This is a genomic window from Bacillus sp. FSL R5-0443 (genome assembly GCF_038608285.1).
Lineage (GTDB): Bacteria > Bacillota > Bacilli > Bacillales > Bacillaceae > Bacillus > Bacillus velezensis.
This window is the reverse complement of record NZ_CP152013.1, coordinates 2,618,132-2,634,278: the sequence shown is the minus strand read 5'-3', so window position 1 is coordinate 2,634,278 and position 16,147 is coordinate 2,618,132. Positions and strand designations below refer to the sequence as shown.

Below are 16,147 nucleotides of genomic sequence, written 5' to 3'. Positions count from 1 at the left end.
CGCTTCTTAAGGCTCCTTTCAGCCAGAGCGGGTTTTCTTAGTTTAGGGCAAAAAGCCTTTATGAAAGGAGTGCAGGATGTGAGTGAAGCGGCATATGTCACGGTTTCCGCGCTGACCAAATACATTAAACGAAAATTCGATGTGGACCCTCATCTTGAAGACATTTGGATTAAGGGTGAGCTCTCCAATGTTAAAATTCATACGAGAGGCCACATCTATTTTACATTAAAAGATGAGCATGCCCGCATGCAGGCCGTCATGTTTCAGAGGCAAAGTTCGAGGCTTGCGTTTAAGCCAGAAGACGGAATGAAGGTCATCGTAAGAGGCGGCATCTCCGTCTATGAACCGAGCGGAAGCTATCAGCTGTACGCGAAAGAAATGCAGCCGGACGGTGTGGGGGCGCTCTACTTAGCATATGAAGAATTAAAGAAAAAACTTGCCGGCGAAGGGTTGTTTGATGACCGGCATAAGCAGGCCATCCCCGCTTTTCCGGCCACGATCGGGGTCGTCACGTCACCGACGGGAGCAGCCGTCAGAGACGTCATTACCACACTCAAAAGAAGATACCCCCTTGTGAAAGTCATTGTGCTTCCCGCGCTCGTTCAAGGTGAAAATGCCAGCAGATCGATTGTGAAGCGCATTGAAGAAGCCAATGCACAAAAAATGTGTGACGTCCTGATCGTCGGAAGGGGAGGGGGCTCGATCGAAGAATTGTGGGCATTTAACGAAGAAATCGTGGCCCGGGCGATTTTTGCTTCCGCCATTCCGATTATATCAGCCGTCGGACATGAAACAGATTTTACAATCAGTGATTTCGTCGCGGATATCCGGGCGGCAACGCCGACAGGAGCGGCAGAAATCGCCGTCCCCCACACGACGGACTTAATGGAACGGACAAAAACGGCGGAAGTCCGCCTGACAAGAGCGATGCAGCAGCATATCAGCAAGAAAAAAGAACGGGTTCAATCGCTCCAGTCATCCTACGCGTTCCGTTTTCCGAAACGATTGTATACCCAAAAAGAACAGCAGTTTGACCTTTTGTATCAGCAGTTCCAATCACAGCTCACAGGGCTTACGGACAGGAAACAAAGGCAGCTGGAGCGGAATACGTACAGATTAACGGCGCTCCACCCTGAAACCCAGCTGAAACAGGCGAAAAAACGGTACGAGGAGCGCTCAAATCAGCTCGCCCGAAGCATGAATGTCCAGCTGAAGCAGCTTCATTCGCAGTTTCAGACGGTTCTTGGTAAACTGAATGCATTAAGTCCCCTTCAGGTGATGGAGAGAGGATACAGTCTGGCCTATAAAGACAAAGAGCTGATCAAAAGCGTTGATCAAGTGGAACAAAATGATACGCTTGAAGTAAAGATGACAGACGGCGTTCTGACGTGTGAAGTATTGCAAAAGAGAGGCGAACGATAATGACAGAAACCAAAAAAAGTGAAGAGCTGACATTTGAAGAGGCGATGAAAGGCCTTGAAGGCATTGTGGCAAAGCTTGAAGAAGGAGACGTGCCGCTGGAGCAGGCGATTAATTATTTTCAGGAAGGGATGGCCCTTTCAAAAATGTGCCATGAAAAGCTTCAGCATGTCGAAAAGCAAATGGACTTTATTTTAAAAGATAACGGCGAACTTGCACCTTTCAGCGTTCAGGAGGAAGACGAAGGTGACAAATAAACTGGACGCATTTTTAGCATCGCGCAAACAACTGATTGAACAGCAGCTTTCTTTGTATACAGAACGGCTTGCGATGCCGGAAACCCTCAAAAAATCTATGCTGTATTCTTTGGAAGCGGGCGGAAAGAGGCTGCGCCCCCTCGTCGTCTTAGCCGTTCTGAATGCTTACGGAAAAGATGAAAAAGACGGGATTCCGGTCGGGTGCGCTGTCGAAATGATTCATACGTATTCTTTAATCCATGATGATCTGCCTTGCATGGACGATGATGATCTGCGCCGGGGAAAGCCCACAAACCATAAAGTCTTCGGAGAAGCGGCAGCCGTATTGGCCGGAGACGGGCTTCTGACAGAAAGCTTTAAACTGATCACATCTCATGTGTCTGAGGCGGTTTCAGCAGAAAAACGGCTCCGTCTCGTCGATGAGCTGATCAGCGCGGCGGGAACGGAAGGAATGGTCGGCGGACAGGCTGCCGACATGGAAGCGGAACAAAAGCGGATAACGCTTGAGGAGCTGGAATCCATCCACGAGCGGAAAACGGCCAAGCTCCTCGGTTTTTCCGTGACGGCGGGCGCCATTTTGGCAGATGCGCCGGAGGATGAAGTCGAAAAGCTGCGTCTGTTCAGCAGCCATATCGGCATCGGATTTCAAATCAGAGACGACATCCTTGATATTGAAGGGCATGAGGAGAGGATCGGCAAACCGGTCGGCTCAGATACGTCGAACGAAAAATCAACGTATCCGTCGCTTTTAACGCTTGAAGGCGCGAAAGAAAAGCTTGCGTATCATATCAGCGAGGCGAAACAGATCATCAGCGGCCTTTCTCTTCAGAAAGAACTGCTGCATGACCTCTGTGATTTAATCGCGGCGAGAGATCATTAAAAACGGTCCTGATTTGAAGGGGCTGCCGCTCCTATGGTAAAATGTAAGCAGTTTCGATGAAAATACAAAGGGAGTCTTTTTCTCTTTTCAAAAAGACACTGTTTAATTTGCAGAAATTCATGCTGAAAGTGAGTTGATCCGCTTTGGATCTTTTATCAATACAGGACCCGTCATTTCTTAAAAAGATGTCAATTGAACAGCTGGAAGAGCTGAGTGAGGAGATCCGCAATTTCCTCATCACATCGCTGTCTGCCTCTGGCGGCCATATTGGGCCGAACCTCGGGGTTGTCGAGCTGACAATTGCGCTTCACAAAGAATTTGACAGTCCGAAAGATAAATTTTTATGGGATGTCGGACATCAGTCCTATGTTCATAAACTGTTAACCGGACGCGGCAAGGAGTTTGAAACCTTGCGCCAATATAAAGGGCTTTGCGGTTTCCCGAAACGCAGCGAAAGCGAACATGACGTATGGGAAACAGGCCACAGCTCAACCTCGCTCTCAGGCGCGATGGGAATGGCTGCCGCCCGTGATATTAAAGGATCGAAAGAATATATCATCCCGATTATCGGAGACGGCGCTTTAACCGGAGGAATGGCGCTTGAAGCGCTGAACCATATCGGTGATGAGAAAAAAGACATGATCGTCATCCTGAATGATAATGAGATGAGCATTGCGCCGAATGTCGGGGCGATTCATTCTATGCTGGGACGGCTTCGCACGGCCGGCAAATATCAATGGGTAAAAGACGAGCTTGAATATTTATTTAAGCGCATCCCGGCCGTCGGCGGAAAATTGGCTGCCACAGCTGAACGGATAAAAGACAGCTTAAAATATATGCTTGTGTCAGGCATGTTTTTTGAAGAGCTGGGCTTTACGTATTTAGGCCCGGTTGACGGTCATTCCTACCACGAACTGTTTGAAAACCTGCAATACGCCAAAAAAACGAAAGGCCCTGTCCTTTTACATGTCATTACGAAAAAGGGCAAAGGCTATAAACCGGCTGAGACCGACACAATCGGCACATGGCACGGAACGGGGCCGTACAAAATCAATACGGGTGATTTCGTCAAGCCGAAAGCCGCGGCGCCTTCATGGAGCGGACTTGTCAGCGGCACCGTGCAGGAGCTGGCGCGTGAGGATGACAGAATTGTAGCCATTACACCGGCCATGCCGGTCGGCTCCAAACTGGAAGGGTTTGCGAAAGAATTCCCTGAACGCATGTTTGACGTTGGAATCGCAGAACAGCATGCGGCGACGATGGCGGCTGGAATGGCGCTCCAAGGCATGAAGCCGTTTCTTGCGATTTATTCGACCTTTTTGCAGCGGGCGTACGATCAGGTCGTCCATGACATCTGCCGTCAAAACGCGAATGTATTTATCGGCATTGACCGCGCCGGTTTGGTCGGCGCCGACGGGGAGACGCATCAAGGCGTCTTTGACATCGCCTTTTTGCGGCATATACCAAACCTCGTTTTAATGATGCCGAAGGATGAAAATGAAGGCCGCCATATGGTCAATACAGCCCTTAATTATGAGGAGGGTCCGATCGCGATGCGCTTCCCGCGCGGGAACGGGCTCGGCGTAAAGATGGATAAAGAGCTGAAAACCATTCCGATCGGAACATGGGAAGTGCTCCGTCCCGGAAAAGACGCGGTCATTTTAACATTCGGTACGACCATTGAAATGGCGCTGGAAGCGGCTGAAGAACTGCAAAAAGAAGGCCTGTCCGTGCGTGTCGTGAATGCGCGGTTTATAAAACCGATTGATAAACAAATGATGAAGGCCATTCTTAATGAAGGTCTGCCGATTTTAACGATAGAAGAAGCCGTGCTTGAAGGCGGATTCGGCAGCACGATTCTTGAATACGCTCATGACCTCGGCATGTATCATACGCCGATTGACAGAATGGGCATCCCAGACCGGTTTATTGAACACGGCAGCGTAACCGCCCTGCTTGAAGAAATCGGTCTCACGAAGGCTGAGGTTATGAACCGGATCAAACTGCTGATGCCGCCGAAGACACATAAAGGAATTGGATCATGACAGCAAAAAAAGAACGATTAGATGTACTTCTTGTAGAAAAAGGCCTTGCGGAAACGCGGGAAAAAGCGAAACGCGCCATTATGGCGGGCATCGTATACTCAAATGAAAACCGATTGGACAAACCGGGTGAAAAAATCGCCCGGGATCTTCCGTTAACGGTAAAAGGAAACCCTCTTAAATACGTCAGCAGAGGCGGATTAAAGCTTGAAAAAGCTCTGGAAGTGTTTCCTGTCTCGGTAAAAGGCAAAACGATGATTGACATCGGCTCGTCTACAGGGGGATTCACGGATTGCGCCCTCCAAAACGGAGCCGAGCGGTCCTACGCAGTGGATGTCGGCTATAATCAGCTTGCTTGGAAGCTCAGACAGGACGAGAGGGTCGTCGTCATGGAACGGACGAATTTCCGCTATTCCGAGCCTTCCGATTTCACAGAGGGTTTGCCGGAATTTGCGACAATCGATGTTTCTTTCATCTCACTCCGCCTCATTCTGCCGGTTTTAAAAACGCTGCTTGTACCGGGGAGCGATTGCATCGCACTGGTGAAGCCGCAATTTGAAGCCGGACGGGAATCCGTCGGAAAAAAAGGCATTGTCAGAGATCCCGGCGTTCATACTGACGTTCTCCGCCGCATGAATCAATTTGCCGCTTCTGAAGGATATACAGTGAAAGGACTGTCCTTCTCACCGATTACAGGGGGAGACGGCAATATTGAGTTTCTGCTTCATTTGGAATGGGGCGGAGAAGACGGAAACGGCGCTGAACTGCCGGAAGAAGACATTCTCCGTACCGTCCGCGAAGCACATGAGACATTAAAAGCCAAAAAGACAGATGTACCGGAATAATAGGGGGCTATTATTCCTTTTTTCTGCCATCATGTACTTTTTATCAAGAAGCGGTTAACATAATGACAAGAACAGCTTGAAAACAGAGGTGCTTACATGACAAAAGGCCAAAGGCATATAAAAATCAGAGAGCTTATTACAAGCCATGAGATTGAAACGCAGGATGACTTAGTTGACATGCTGAGAGAAGAAGGATATAAGGTAACTCAGGCGACTGTCTCCAGAGACATTAAAGAGCTGCATCTCGTAAAGGTGCCGACAAACAACGGCTCCTACAAATACAGCCTGCCGGCGGATCAGCGGTTCAATCCGCTGTCAAAACTGAAGCGTTCATTAATGGATGCGTTCGTAAAAATTGACTCAGCAAGCCATATGATCGTATTAAAAACGATGCCGGGGAATGCTCAGGCAATCGGCGCTCTGATGGATAATCTCGAATGGGAAGAAATCATGGGCACGATTTGCGGAGATGACACGATCTTAATCATCTGCAGGACGCCTGAAGATACGGAGGGCGTTCAAAGCCGTCTTTTGGAGCTGCTGTAGCGTAATTATCAGATAAAAGGTGGAATGCTGTTTGTTAGCTGAACTATCAATAAAAAACTTTGCCATTATAGAGGAACTGACGATTTCGTTTGAACGGGGGCTCACCGTCCTGACGGGAGAAACAGGGGCCGGCAAGTCAATTATTATAGACGCCGTTTCCCTATTAGTCGGCGGCCGCGGTTCGTCTGAATTTGTCCGTTACGGTGAAACAAAGGCCGAGCTTGAAGGACTGTTTCTTTTGGACAGCGGTCATCCCGTTTTTGAAGTATGCCGTGAGCAGGGAATAGACGCATCTGACGACATGATTGTCATGAGAAGGGACATTAATGCCGGAGGAAAAAGCGTCTGCCGTGTCAACGGAAAATTAGTGACGATTGCGGCTTTAAGGGAGATCGGCAGACTTTTATTAGATATTCACGGACAGCATGATAACCAGCTGTTAATGGAGGACGATAAACACTTAGAGCTGTTGGACAGGTTTGCGGGCGCTGAGGCCGAATCCGCGCTTCAGGCTTACCATGAAGGCTATGAGCGTTATATGAAGCTGCTCAAAAAAGTGAAGAAGCTGTCAGAAAGCGAGCAGGAAATGGCGCATCGGCTAGACCTGATTCAATTTCAGCTTGAAGAAATCGAGTCGGCGAAGCTTGAATTGAATGAAGACGAGCTTCTTCAGGAAGAACGGAAGCAGATATCCAATTTTGAAAAAATTTATGAATCATTGCAAAACGCCTATAATGCGCTCCGCAGCGAGCAGGGGGGGCTTGACTGGGTCGGAATGGCCTCTGCCCAGCTTGAAGATATTTCGGATATCAATGAACCGCTGCAAAAGCTGTCAGAAAGTGTGTCAAGTTCCTATTATCTGCTGGAGGATGCAACCTTTCAGATGCGCAATCTGTTAGATGATCTGGAATATGACCCGGAACGGCTGAATTTTATTGAAACCCGTTTAAATGAGATCAAACAGCTGAAGCGCAAATACGGAGCGACGGTAGAAGACATTTTGGAATACGGCTCTAAAATAGAAGAGGAAATCGATCAAATCGAGAACCGCGACAGCCACCTTGAAGCGCTGAAGAAGGAATTGGAGTCGGTCGGCAAAGATGTGGCCGTAGAAGCCGCCAATTTATCAAAAATCAGAAAAGCATGGGCTAAGAAACTGGCGGAAGCGATTCATCAGGAATTAAAAAGTCTGTATATGGGCAAATCAACGTTTGATACGGAATTTCTCGTGAAAACCGATCCGTCAGCCAGTGAAGCACCGGTTGTTAACGGGCAGCCCGTGCAGCTTACCCAAAAGGGGATTGACCTTGTGAAGTTTTTAATTTCAACAAACACCGGTGAGCCTTTAAAACCGCTGTCAAAGGTCGCTTCCGGAGGCGAGCTTTCAAGGGTGATGCTGGCGATGAAGAGTATTTTTTCTTCCCAGCAGGATGTCACCTCCATTATCTTTGACGAAGTGGACACCGGTGTAAGCGGGCGGGTTGCCCAAGCCATCGCGGAAAAAATCCATAAAGTATCGACCGGTTCACAGGTGCTCTGCATTACACACCTGCCGCAGGTTGCCGCTATGGCGGATACGCACCTTCTAATCGCAAAAGAATTCAAAGACGGCCGGACGACAACGCATGTCACGCCGCTTTCCAAACAGGACAAGGTAGCGGAAATCGGCCGCATGATTGCGGGCGTCGAAGTGACCGATCTGACAAAACGGCATGCACAAGAGCTTTTAAAACAGGCCGGACAGGTAAAAACGACAGGATAAGCTGCTGATACAGGCAGCTTATTTTTTTGTTCCATTTCTCTAACAGTGTATCCAATGTTTTTCTTCGTATGCCGGTTATAAATCAAGCGCAGGAAGGCAAAAGTATAGATGTAGCAGAAAAAGAAAGTGGTGTGGGATAGGAGCGAGGAGAGTGAAGGAATGAATGCACGATAACATGAGGAAAGCAATAGGTGTAATTCTCCTTGTTTCTTTACTAAGTGTAGGCTTTTTTAAGCCATTTAAAGAATATTTACTGATACCATCAGAAATGAGCGTCTTTGAAAACCAGACACAGGCCGTTTCGGTCAATGCATCAATAAGCGCTGAAAAGGGCGAATTATCAGAAGCCTTTACGCTGAAAGAAGAGCACGGCCATGCAAACATAACAGGGCAAACACAAGGCCGGTCGGAAGTAGTATATGATCTTGCCGGATTTCCCATTAAAAAAACGAAAGTGCGTGTCCTTCCAGAATTGAAGGTCATTCCGGGCGGACAGTCCATCGGTGTAAAACTGCATTCAGTCGGTGTTTTGGTCGTCGGTTTTCACCAAGTGATGACAAAGGATGGAAAAAAGTCTCCGGGAGAACAAGCGGGAATTGAATCTGGCGACATCATTATTAAAATGAACGGACATAAAATTGAAAAAATGAGCGACATCGCCCCGTTTATTCAAAAAGCGGGCAAAACCGGTGAATCTTTGGATTTATTGGTGAAACGCGATAAGCAAAAAATCAAAACAAAGCTGATTCCGACAAAGGACGAAGCCGAGGGGAAATATCGAATCGGCCTTTATATCCGCGATTCGGCAGCCGGCATCGGCACCATGACATTTTTTGAACCGAAAACAAAAAAATACGGCGCATTGGGCCACGTCATCTCTGATATGGATACAAAAAAACCGATTGTTGTAGAAGACGGAGAAATCGTCCGTTCAACTGTAACATCGATTGAAAAAGGAAAAGGCGGCAATCCAGGCGAAAAACTGGCAAGGTTTTCGTCAGAACGGAAAACGATCGGCGATATTAACCGCAACAGCCCGTTCGGCATCTTCGGGACACTGCATCAGCCGATTAAAAACAACATTTCCGACAAAGCGCTTCCGATTGCTTTGTCAAATGAAGTAAAAAAAGGACCTGCGCAAATGCTGACGGTTATCGAAAACGATAAAGTAGAGAAATTTGATATTGAAATCGTCAGCACCACGCCGCAAAAATTCCCGGCGACAAAGGGAATGGTGTTGAAAGTGACAGATCCGAAACTGCTGAAAAGAACCGGCGGAATCGTTCAGGGGATGAGCGGAAGCCCGATCATCCAGAACGGAAAGGTCGTCGGAGCCGTAACCCACGTATTTGTCAATGATCCGACAAGCGGCTACGGCGTTCATATCGAATGGATGCTGTCTGAAGCGGGTGTTGATGTTTACGGGAAAGACAAAGCAAGCTGACTGCCGGATGATCCGGCAGTTTTTTTATGTGATGCGTTCTTCACTTCTTTCCTGGATTCATGTAAAATAAGACATGAAGATTTTTCGACAAATTCACGTTTCCTGATTTGTCAAACTTAATTTTTAGTCGAAAAACCTAGAAAATGCTAGAAAAACAAAGATATACCACTATTATTGGTAAATATGGATTTTTTAAAAGGGGAAGTAGTGGTTTTGTCGAATGTAACATGTAGCAGTCAAATGGGTTGCGTCCTGTTAATACATTGGGGGAGGAAGAAACGTGGAGAAAATTAAAGTTTGTGTTGCTGATGATAATCGAGAGCTTGTAAGCCTGTTGAGTGAATATATAGAGGGACAGGATGATATGGAAGTGATCGGCGTTGCTTATAACGGACAGGAATGTCTTTCTTTGTTTAAAGATAAGAATCCAGATGTGCTCGTTTTAGACATTATCATGCCGCATCTGGACGGACTTGCGGTTTTGGAGCGTCTGCGGGAATCAGAGCTCGAGAAGCAGCCGAACGTCATCATGCTGACGGCATTCGGTCAGGAAGACGTTACGAAAAAAGCCGTCGATTTAGGCGCGTCCTATTTCATCCTGAAGCCGTTTGATATGGAAAACCTTGTCGGCCATATCCGCCAGGTAAGCGGAAATGTCAGCAGTGTCACACACCGTGCGCCGTCTGCGCAAAGCAGCATTATCCGCAGCCAGCCTGAGCCGAAGCGGAAAAATCTCGATGCCAGCATTACAAGCATTATCCATGAGATCGGTGTGCCTGCCCATATCAAAGGCTATCTTTATTTGCGTGAAGCCATTTCCATGGTGTATAACGATATTGAACTCCTCGGCAGCATCACAAAAGTCCTTTATCCCGACATCGCCAAAAAATTCAACACGACTGCAAGCCGTGTAGAACGGGCCATCCGCCACGCCATTGAAGTCGCATGGAGCAGGGGAAATATTGATTCCATTTCTTCACTGTTCGGATATACGGTCAGCATGACAAAAGCAAAACCAACCAACTCGGAATTCATCGCGATGGTTGCTGACAAGCTGAGATTGGAGCATAAAGCTTCGTAACGCAAGCTTTTGGCTAGATGTCTTTTTCGCGCCTTCTATTCCGTGCATGAACGCGGAAGAGAAGGCGTTTTGAAATTTTGCTGGCGAAAACAATGGAAATCACTCACGCCGGTACTTGTTCTATACATAAATGCGGGATCTATGCCGTCTACACGTATAATACCGGAGCTGATATTTTAATGATTTTGCCGTCTCTGAAATAAAAGCGGGGGACGCGGCGGCTTAACACAGCTAAGACTTCGTAGCTGATCGTACCGAGCATTTCGGCAATTTCATCAACGGAAATCTCGGCTCCTTGTTGTTTACCGTAGATGACGACTTCTTCTCCTTGTTTGCCCTCATTCTCACCTAAACTGACCATGATCATATCCATTGTCACTCTCCCCGCCACCGGCACCCGTCTGCCGCGGTGAAGAATAAACCCGCGGTTGGACAGGGCGCGGGAGTAACCGTCACCATAGCCGATTGGAATCGTCGCGATGATTTCACCCGGTTCGGCGATATATGTGGCGCCATAACTGACGGTCCGGGGATCTGTCACCATAGCTTTCACATAAGCGATACGCGCCTTTAAACTTAGTGCGGGTGTGAGATCCACGAGGTTCAGTTCCTTTATCGAGGCGGACGGATATAAACCATATAACCCAATGCCTAAACGGATCATGTCGGCGCTGAATTCCGGGAATGCGATAGCGGCGGCTGTATTGCACATATGCACGGTAGGCAGCGTAATGTCTTGATTTTTTAAAAAGCGGAGAAAGCTGATAAACTTTTCGTGCTGCAGCATCGTCAGCTCAGTGTCCGGTTCATCCGCTGTTGAAAAATGTGTAAAGATGCCATCCCATGACAGATATGTACTCGACTTGAGCGCTTTCACCACTGCTAAAAGATCTTCTTCCGTACGCACACCCAGCCGGCCCATTCCCGTATCCACATTGATATGAATGGACAGCCGTTTCGAATCTGCTTCTTTTTCCAATATCCGATTCGCTTTTTTGATCCAGCTGACTTGAAACGCTGATAATGTTATGTTCCAAACGGCAGATTTTTTCACACAGCTGAGAGCTGTGAAGCCGAGCACAAGAATAGGTGCCGTAATTCCCGCTCTCCGTAACACAATTCCCTCTTCGACGCTGGCGACAGCGAGCTCGCTCGCCCCGCTTTCCAGTGCCTGCCGCGCTACTTCCACAGAGCCGTGGCCATAAGCGTTCGCTTTTACGACGGCCATAATTTTAGACGTATTCGGAATATGGCGGCGGATCGCCCGTACGTTCTTTTTTATCGCATCAAGGTCAACTTCAATCCAAACTTCCCGGCAAAGTTTTTTCATCACGATTCCTTCTTTCCTTAATGAGTTTCAGTACTCATGCTTTCAATCTGCATTCTATTCACCTTGAACTGAAATCATTCAAAACAAGGGAAGGTGATCGCTGATGTTTAAAAATCAAGTTTTTGGGAAATCAGTGTGTCTGCTTTATTTATGCTGAAAGGGCTGCATGGCAGCCCTTAAATTGACTTTACAATATTCTGATCTGAAAATTGATGTTCAAACATTTTGGACTGGCTTACAGCATTGTTTTGAATGACAATGCCGATATTTCCCCCTCCGCCACCGAAAACAGTTTTTGATGCAGTCAGCGGACTGATGGATATGGCGCCGCCAACATTGACAACTCCGTTTCCTGATACGTTGTTTATCGTAATCGGGCAACCGCTCATTCTATTTTTTCTCCTTTCTCTCACAGTCTACTAACTATATGTACGCTGTGATATGGAATAAGATTAAACAAAACGGCAAAAAGAATCCGGCTGCTGCCAGCCGGAAAGGGAGGGAAATACGGATGTCATAGTGTTTTCGTTACATTTTGATCAGAGTATTGAGAGCTTGAAGATTGAGATGTACTGGATTGATTCATTTGCAGGACCATCCCTGTATTTCCCCCACCTGAGCCGTAGACGGTTTTTGATACGGTTAAAGGACTTATCGAAAACGCACCGCCGACATTGACAACCCCGTTTCCGGAAAGACTGTTAATCGTAATAGGAAAACCAGCCATCATATACGGTCTCCTTTCTATTAATCTATTTACTATATGTACGCTGTGTGTTAGAAATAGGAGTAAACAAAGCGGTAAAAACTTGTAAATCAAAAAAAACTGCCGGACATCCGGCAGTTTTTTTAGTCTACTTTTCAAACGGCACCCAGCCGCCTGTATTCTGAATCATTTCCCATAACGGTTCAGGAAGTCGGTATTTCTCAATTTCAGATGCTTGAATGGCTTTTTCGATTTCCTGTTCGCGGCCTTCTTTGACCAGCACCGCCCATTCGGGGTTAATCAAAATGACACGTCCCAGAGCCACCAGCGGAATTCCGCTTTCTAATACAGCAAGTGCTTCGTCCGCGGTATAGATGGAACCGACGGCCATCAGCGGCACTTTATGGCCGACGCGTTCGTTTAATAAATCCATCCGCGTCCGTGAAGAATCCGCCCCGCGGCGGGCTTTGGAGTTGACATCCATCAGTGAAATATGCAGATAATCCAAGTTCTCTTCCGCAAGCGCGTCGGCGAACATGAATGTTTCTTTCATTGTAAGCCCCGGTGTTTCCGGCTCTTCCGGTGACAGGCGGTAGCCGAGAACGAATGGATTTTCAGCGTGTGTATCAATTGCCTGTTTGACAGCGTCAACGACTGCAAGCGGGAACGCAAGGCGCTTTTCATCGCTTCCGCCCCAGCGGTCTGTGCGCCGGTTTGTTTTCGGTGAATAAAATTGGTGAATCAGGTATCCGTTTGCCCCGTGAATTTCAACACCGTCAAAGCCGGCTTCAATCGCTCTGCGTGTCGCTTCGCCGAATGCTTTCACGATGTGCTCAATTTCTTGTTCGGTGAGAGCCCGGGACGTTTGTCTCCCGTCTTCTTCTGAGCCGCTCGGACTGACGACGTCGTTGTTTGGCACGAGTTCAGGAGGGCATTCCAATCCTCCGTGGTGAATCTGCACAACGGCTTTCGCTCCTTGAGACTGGATCGCCTGAGCGAGTTTTTTCAAGCCGGGAATGTGAGAATCATCATAGATGCCGGGCTGGCCTGGAAACGCTTTGCCGTCCGGCGTTACGTTTGCACATGCCGTAATGACCATGCCCATTTCTTTTGAACGGGGAGTAATGTAGCTTAATTCACGGTCGGAAATTGTTCCGTCATCATTTGATGAATAGTGTGTCATCGGTGCGACTGAAATACGGTTTGGTATGGTGACGCCGCTTTCGAACGTAAAAGGTTCAAACAGCGGTTTATAAGTTTGCTTCATCATTTCGCCTTCTTCCTTAGGAGTTTAACTCGTCCGTATTCTAGCTTATGTTTTAATTGTGTGCAATTATTTTGCTTGTTCTTCTTCCTGAGGTTATGACCGGCTGAACCATTTAAACGAATGAAACGGTTTTCTCCGTTCCTTTTCAGGATCTTTATATCCTCCTGAAATTTGATGGCCGATCGAGCTGAATATGACAGCGGCGGCGAAGAGGAGAATGATTTTTTTCATATACATATCTTCTTTCTTATCTTTTACAAGGTTATTTATAAGCATACGCTTGTGCGAAAAAACCGTCAATTTGTTTTTATTTATTCTTTTTTCCACTTTCCTGCGGCGAATATCGTTCCGATCTGAATCACAACACTTAACAGAGCGCACACTGCCACAACTGTGTTGCTGTCCATAGAAGACACCCTCCTTTTTGTTAGGTTGATGTATCATATGACAGCTGTCTCTGTTTTGACAAAACCGTAATGCGGTGTTTCATATTTTTCAACACAAAAAGGGCGCTTTTTTAAGCGCCTTTACTTTTTTTTCAGCCGATTCAAAGCGATTTGAACGGCGATGGCGTCATCCAGGTAGCCGATCGGAAACATGTAATCCGGAATGACGTCGGTCGCTAAAATATAATACAGCAGCGCGCTCCCGAGAATCGCGCGGTCTTCAGCCGGTGTTGATTCATCCATATACTGATGATGCATGTTTTTCAAATGATCAATAAAAGGGCCGACGCTTTCTTCATTGTCCATTTTCTTTTGAAACTCATCGCAAATCAGGCGATGGCCCTGCTGGGTTTTGGCATATTGTTCATATCTGGTCAGTTCGCGCTCAATTTGCTCCCGGGAAAAAGGCTGATCAAACATCTCGGCCATATTCAGCATATCCTGAATCGCGTGCATCGGGTCTTGCGGCGCAGCTTCTTTTTCATGGCCGATGTCTATGCCTGACGCCTCAAGCAATTCCTCCAGCGGGGTGCGGAGATGTTTTGAAAATTCCTGAAGATGCTTTAAATTGGCCTTCTGCTTGCCGTTTATAATCCGGGAGATGGTGGCCGTATCAATGTTTGTTAAGGCGCCGAGTTTTCTCATGGAGAGCGAGTGCTTATCAAGCAGTGATTTTAAAAGGGGCCCCAGTGTCGTATTTTTATTTTCTGTCAAGGGTGTCACCTCGTTTCCGCCGGAATGATGATCATTAATCAATAATTTTTGCAGAAAAGGTACCTTTTCTGTGCTGCTGAATAGGATAGTGTAGATTCAACGGCACAACATGTTGAAAAGACATCAAAGAATGGAGAGAAACGAACATGGCTTGGTTATTGATTTTAGGTTTGGCAGTGTCCTCGAGCATTGATAATTTAGGAGTGGGGATGTCATACGGCATCAGAAAAATCAAAATATCGCATGCGTCAAATATGATGATCGCTTTTATCTGTTTTGTATTCAGTTATATCGGAATTTATTTCGGCAAATGGATTTCAGCCGTTTTACCGGGCTTTCTTCCTGTATTACTGGCGGCGTTTATTTTATCTGTCATCGGTATCCGCATCATTCTGCTGGCTGTGCCGAGAAAAACAGCGCGTGTTGGCGCGTCAGGAAAAAAAGGCCGTTTTGCCGGTCTGCTGCAAAATCCGGAGGCAGCGGATGCCGACGGTTCGGGAGAAATCGGTATATTGGAATCCATGGTTCTCGGGGTGGCCGTATCCGCAAATGCGCTGACCAACGGATTAAGCGCGGGGTTGATCGGGCTTTCTCCCGCTGCCATTTCCATCACTGCGGCGGTCGGAAGCTTTCTGACCATATGGATCGGCTGCTCGCTTGGAAAAAAAGCCGCGTCACTGCGCATCGGTTCTTTTCACGTCGGACAGTTCAGCACGGTGCTGAGCGGAGTGATTATTCTCATCATTGCCGCCAATACGCTGCTCTTTTAAGTTGTCCCGTTCATTTTATGAAAAGCTCAAAATAAATATGAATGTTTCTATTCGGGAGAGCGCATGACGCGGCTCTCTTTTTTTGCCGATCTGATATTTTTTCAAAATGAACAGAAAGTCGTCCGTTTCCGTTAAATTCTGCATATTCGGCCTTCAGACAGAACCTTTTTCATAGACTGATCAGCTTGTTTTCTTTCTAAGTTCAGGTAAACAGCAGGTCAGATAGCCTTCATTCCAAATATGGAAAAGCACTGGAGGAATGGAGGCTCCCTTTACAAATCGGTCATTCTGTTCAAAGATAAAGCCGAATGAGAAAACGTGAGGTGATCTGTGTGAAGTCTGTCATACTTCTGATCTTCACCGCATGGCTGTTATCAGGATGCGAGTATACCGCGGAGGCTGATGCGGCGCCGTCATTTACACAGGAAGGAACATTTATAAAAGCGGCCGGAAACGATACGATCGCGGTCGAAATTGACGGAGAAAGGCAAGAGGTGAAGGTGCCTTTCGCTAAGCGGTTTGAATGTCAGTCTCTGCCTGAACATACGGCGGTGCAAATCACCTATAAAAAAGAGAGCAACGGACAATTACGGCTTGAGGAACTGAAAAAAGAAACAGATATGTGAAAACGGGGAGGA

General features: G+C 47.2%; 17 protein-coding genes. 11 read left to right on the top strand and 6 right to left on the bottom strand.

Annotated elements, in window-relative coordinates; translation table 11 throughout:
* Positions 1-78: 78 nt before the first annotated feature.
* The 9 genes from xseA (at position 79) to spo0A (ending at position 10,276) form a co-directional block, all read left to right on the top strand.
* Positions 79-1,422: an exodeoxyribonuclease VII large subunit gene (gene xseA, locus NYE28_RS12970; RefSeq protein WP_007408351.1), complete on the top strand. Its 1,344-nt coding sequence runs from the start codon at positions 79-81 to the stop codon at positions 1,420-1,422.
* Entirely contained in the window at positions 1,422-1,676 is a 255-nt protein-coding gene (locus tag NYE28_RS12965) for an exodeoxyribonuclease VII small subunit (RefSeq protein WP_007408352.1), read from the top strand. The genes xseA and NYE28_RS12965 overlap by 1 nt, the downstream gene beginning before the upstream one ends.
* Positions 1,666-2,556, top strand: a complete 891-nt coding sequence (locus NYE28_RS12960) for a polyprenyl synthetase family protein (protein WP_007408353.1) — start codon at positions 1,666-1,668, stop codon at positions 2,554-2,556. The genes NYE28_RS12965 and NYE28_RS12960 overlap by 11 nt, the downstream gene beginning before the upstream one ends.
* A 143-nt stretch (positions 2,557-2,699) precedes the next feature.
* The gene (gene dxs, locus NYE28_RS12955; RefSeq protein ID WP_012117963.1) at positions 2,700-4,601 is read left to right on the top strand and encodes a 1-deoxy-D-xylulose-5-phosphate synthase; all 1,902 of its coding nucleotides are present in this window, start codon (positions 2,700-2,702) and stop codon (positions 4,599-4,601) included.
* Positions 4,598-5,443 carry a TlyA family RNA methyltransferase gene (locus NYE28_RS12950; protein WP_007612503.1) on the top strand — a complete coding sequence of 282 codons (846 nt, stop codon included), beginning with the start codon at positions 4,598-4,600 and terminating at the stop codon, positions 5,441-5,443. Before dxs ends, NYE28_RS12950 begins: the two co-directional genes overlap by 4 nt.
* Before the next feature lie 96 nt (positions 5,444-5,539).
* Positions 5,540-5,989: a transcriptional regulator ArgR gene (gene argR, locus NYE28_RS12945; RefSeq protein ID WP_003153173.1), complete on the top strand. Its 450-nt coding sequence runs from the start codon at positions 5,540-5,542 to the stop codon at positions 5,987-5,989.
* 31 nt (positions 5,990-6,020) lie between these two features.
* Positions 6,021-7,751 carry a DNA repair protein RecN gene (recN, locus tag NYE28_RS12940; protein WP_007408359.1) on the top strand — a complete coding sequence of 577 codons (1,731 nt, stop codon included), beginning with the start codon at positions 6,021-6,023 and terminating at the stop codon, positions 7,749-7,751.
* Positions 7,752-7,914: 163 nt separating this feature from the next.
* The gene (gene spoIVB / locus NYE28_RS12935) at positions 7,915-9,195 is read left to right on the top strand and encodes a SpoIVB peptidase (RefSeq protein ID WP_043020798.1); all 1,281 of its coding nucleotides are present in this window, start codon (positions 7,915-7,917) and stop codon (positions 9,193-9,195) included.
* Positions 9,196-9,475: 280 nt separating this feature from the next.
* Positions 9,476-10,276 carry a sporulation transcription factor Spo0A gene (gene spo0A, locus NYE28_RS12930; RefSeq protein WP_003153177.1) on the top strand — a complete coding sequence of 267 codons (801 nt, stop codon included), beginning with the start codon at positions 9,476-9,478 and terminating at the stop codon, positions 10,274-10,276.
* Between the two features lie 148 nt (positions 10,277-10,424).
* Here spo0A and alr read toward each other — a convergent pair whose 3' ends face one another.
* The 6 genes from alr to NYE28_RS12900 form a co-directional block, all read right to left on the bottom strand.
* Entirely contained in the window at positions 10,425-11,606 is a 1,182-nt protein-coding gene (alr, locus tag NYE28_RS12925) for an alanine racemase (RefSeq protein WP_094031829.1), read from the bottom strand.
* Positions 11,607-11,782: 176 nt separating this feature from the next.
* Positions 11,783-11,995 (bottom strand): spore germination protein, encoded by a 213-nt coding sequence (locus tag NYE28_RS12920; RefSeq protein ID WP_342490093.1) that lies wholly within the window; start codon positions 11,993-11,995, stop codon positions 11,783-11,785.
* Between the two features lie 125 nt (positions 11,996-12,120).
* Entirely contained in the window at positions 12,121-12,333 is a 213-nt protein-coding gene (locus NYE28_RS12915; RefSeq protein ID WP_007408362.1) for a spore germination protein, read from the bottom strand.
* Between the two features lie 127 nt (positions 12,334-12,460).
* The gene (locus NYE28_RS12910) at positions 12,461-13,579 is read right to left on the bottom strand and encodes an NADH-dependent flavin oxidoreductase (RefSeq protein ID WP_033574248.1); all 1,119 of its coding nucleotides are present in this window, start codon (positions 13,577-13,579) and stop codon (positions 12,461-12,463) included.
* Positions 13,580-13,672: 93 nt separating this feature from the next.
* A complete protein-coding gene (locus NYE28_RS12905; protein WP_014470646.1) occupies positions 13,673-13,810 on the bottom strand; it encodes a hypothetical protein in 138 nt (45 codons plus the stop codon).
* Positions 13,811-14,106: 296 nt separating this feature from the next.
* Positions 14,107-14,739: a helix-turn-helix domain-containing protein gene (locus tag NYE28_RS12900; RefSeq protein ID WP_007408365.1), complete on the bottom strand. Its 633-nt coding sequence runs from the start codon at positions 14,737-14,739 to the stop codon at positions 14,107-14,109.
* A 146-nt stretch (positions 14,740-14,885) separates the two neighbouring features.
* On the opposite strand from NYE28_RS12900, the gene ytaF reads away from it, so the two are divergent.
* Together ytaF and NYE28_RS12890 are read left to right on the top strand one after the other, a co-directional pair.
* Positions 14,886-15,509: a sporulation membrane protein YtaF gene (gene ytaF / locus NYE28_RS12895; protein ID WP_007408366.1), complete on the top strand. Its 624-nt coding sequence runs from the start codon at positions 14,886-14,888 to the stop codon at positions 15,507-15,509.
* Positions 15,510-15,817: 308 nt separating this feature from the next.
* Complete coding sequence (locus NYE28_RS12890; protein ID WP_014721488.1) at positions 15,818-16,135, top strand: hypothetical protein; 318 nt, start codon at positions 15,818-15,820, stop codon at positions 16,133-16,135.
* The last annotated feature ends 12 nt before the right edge of the window (positions 16,136-16,147 follow it).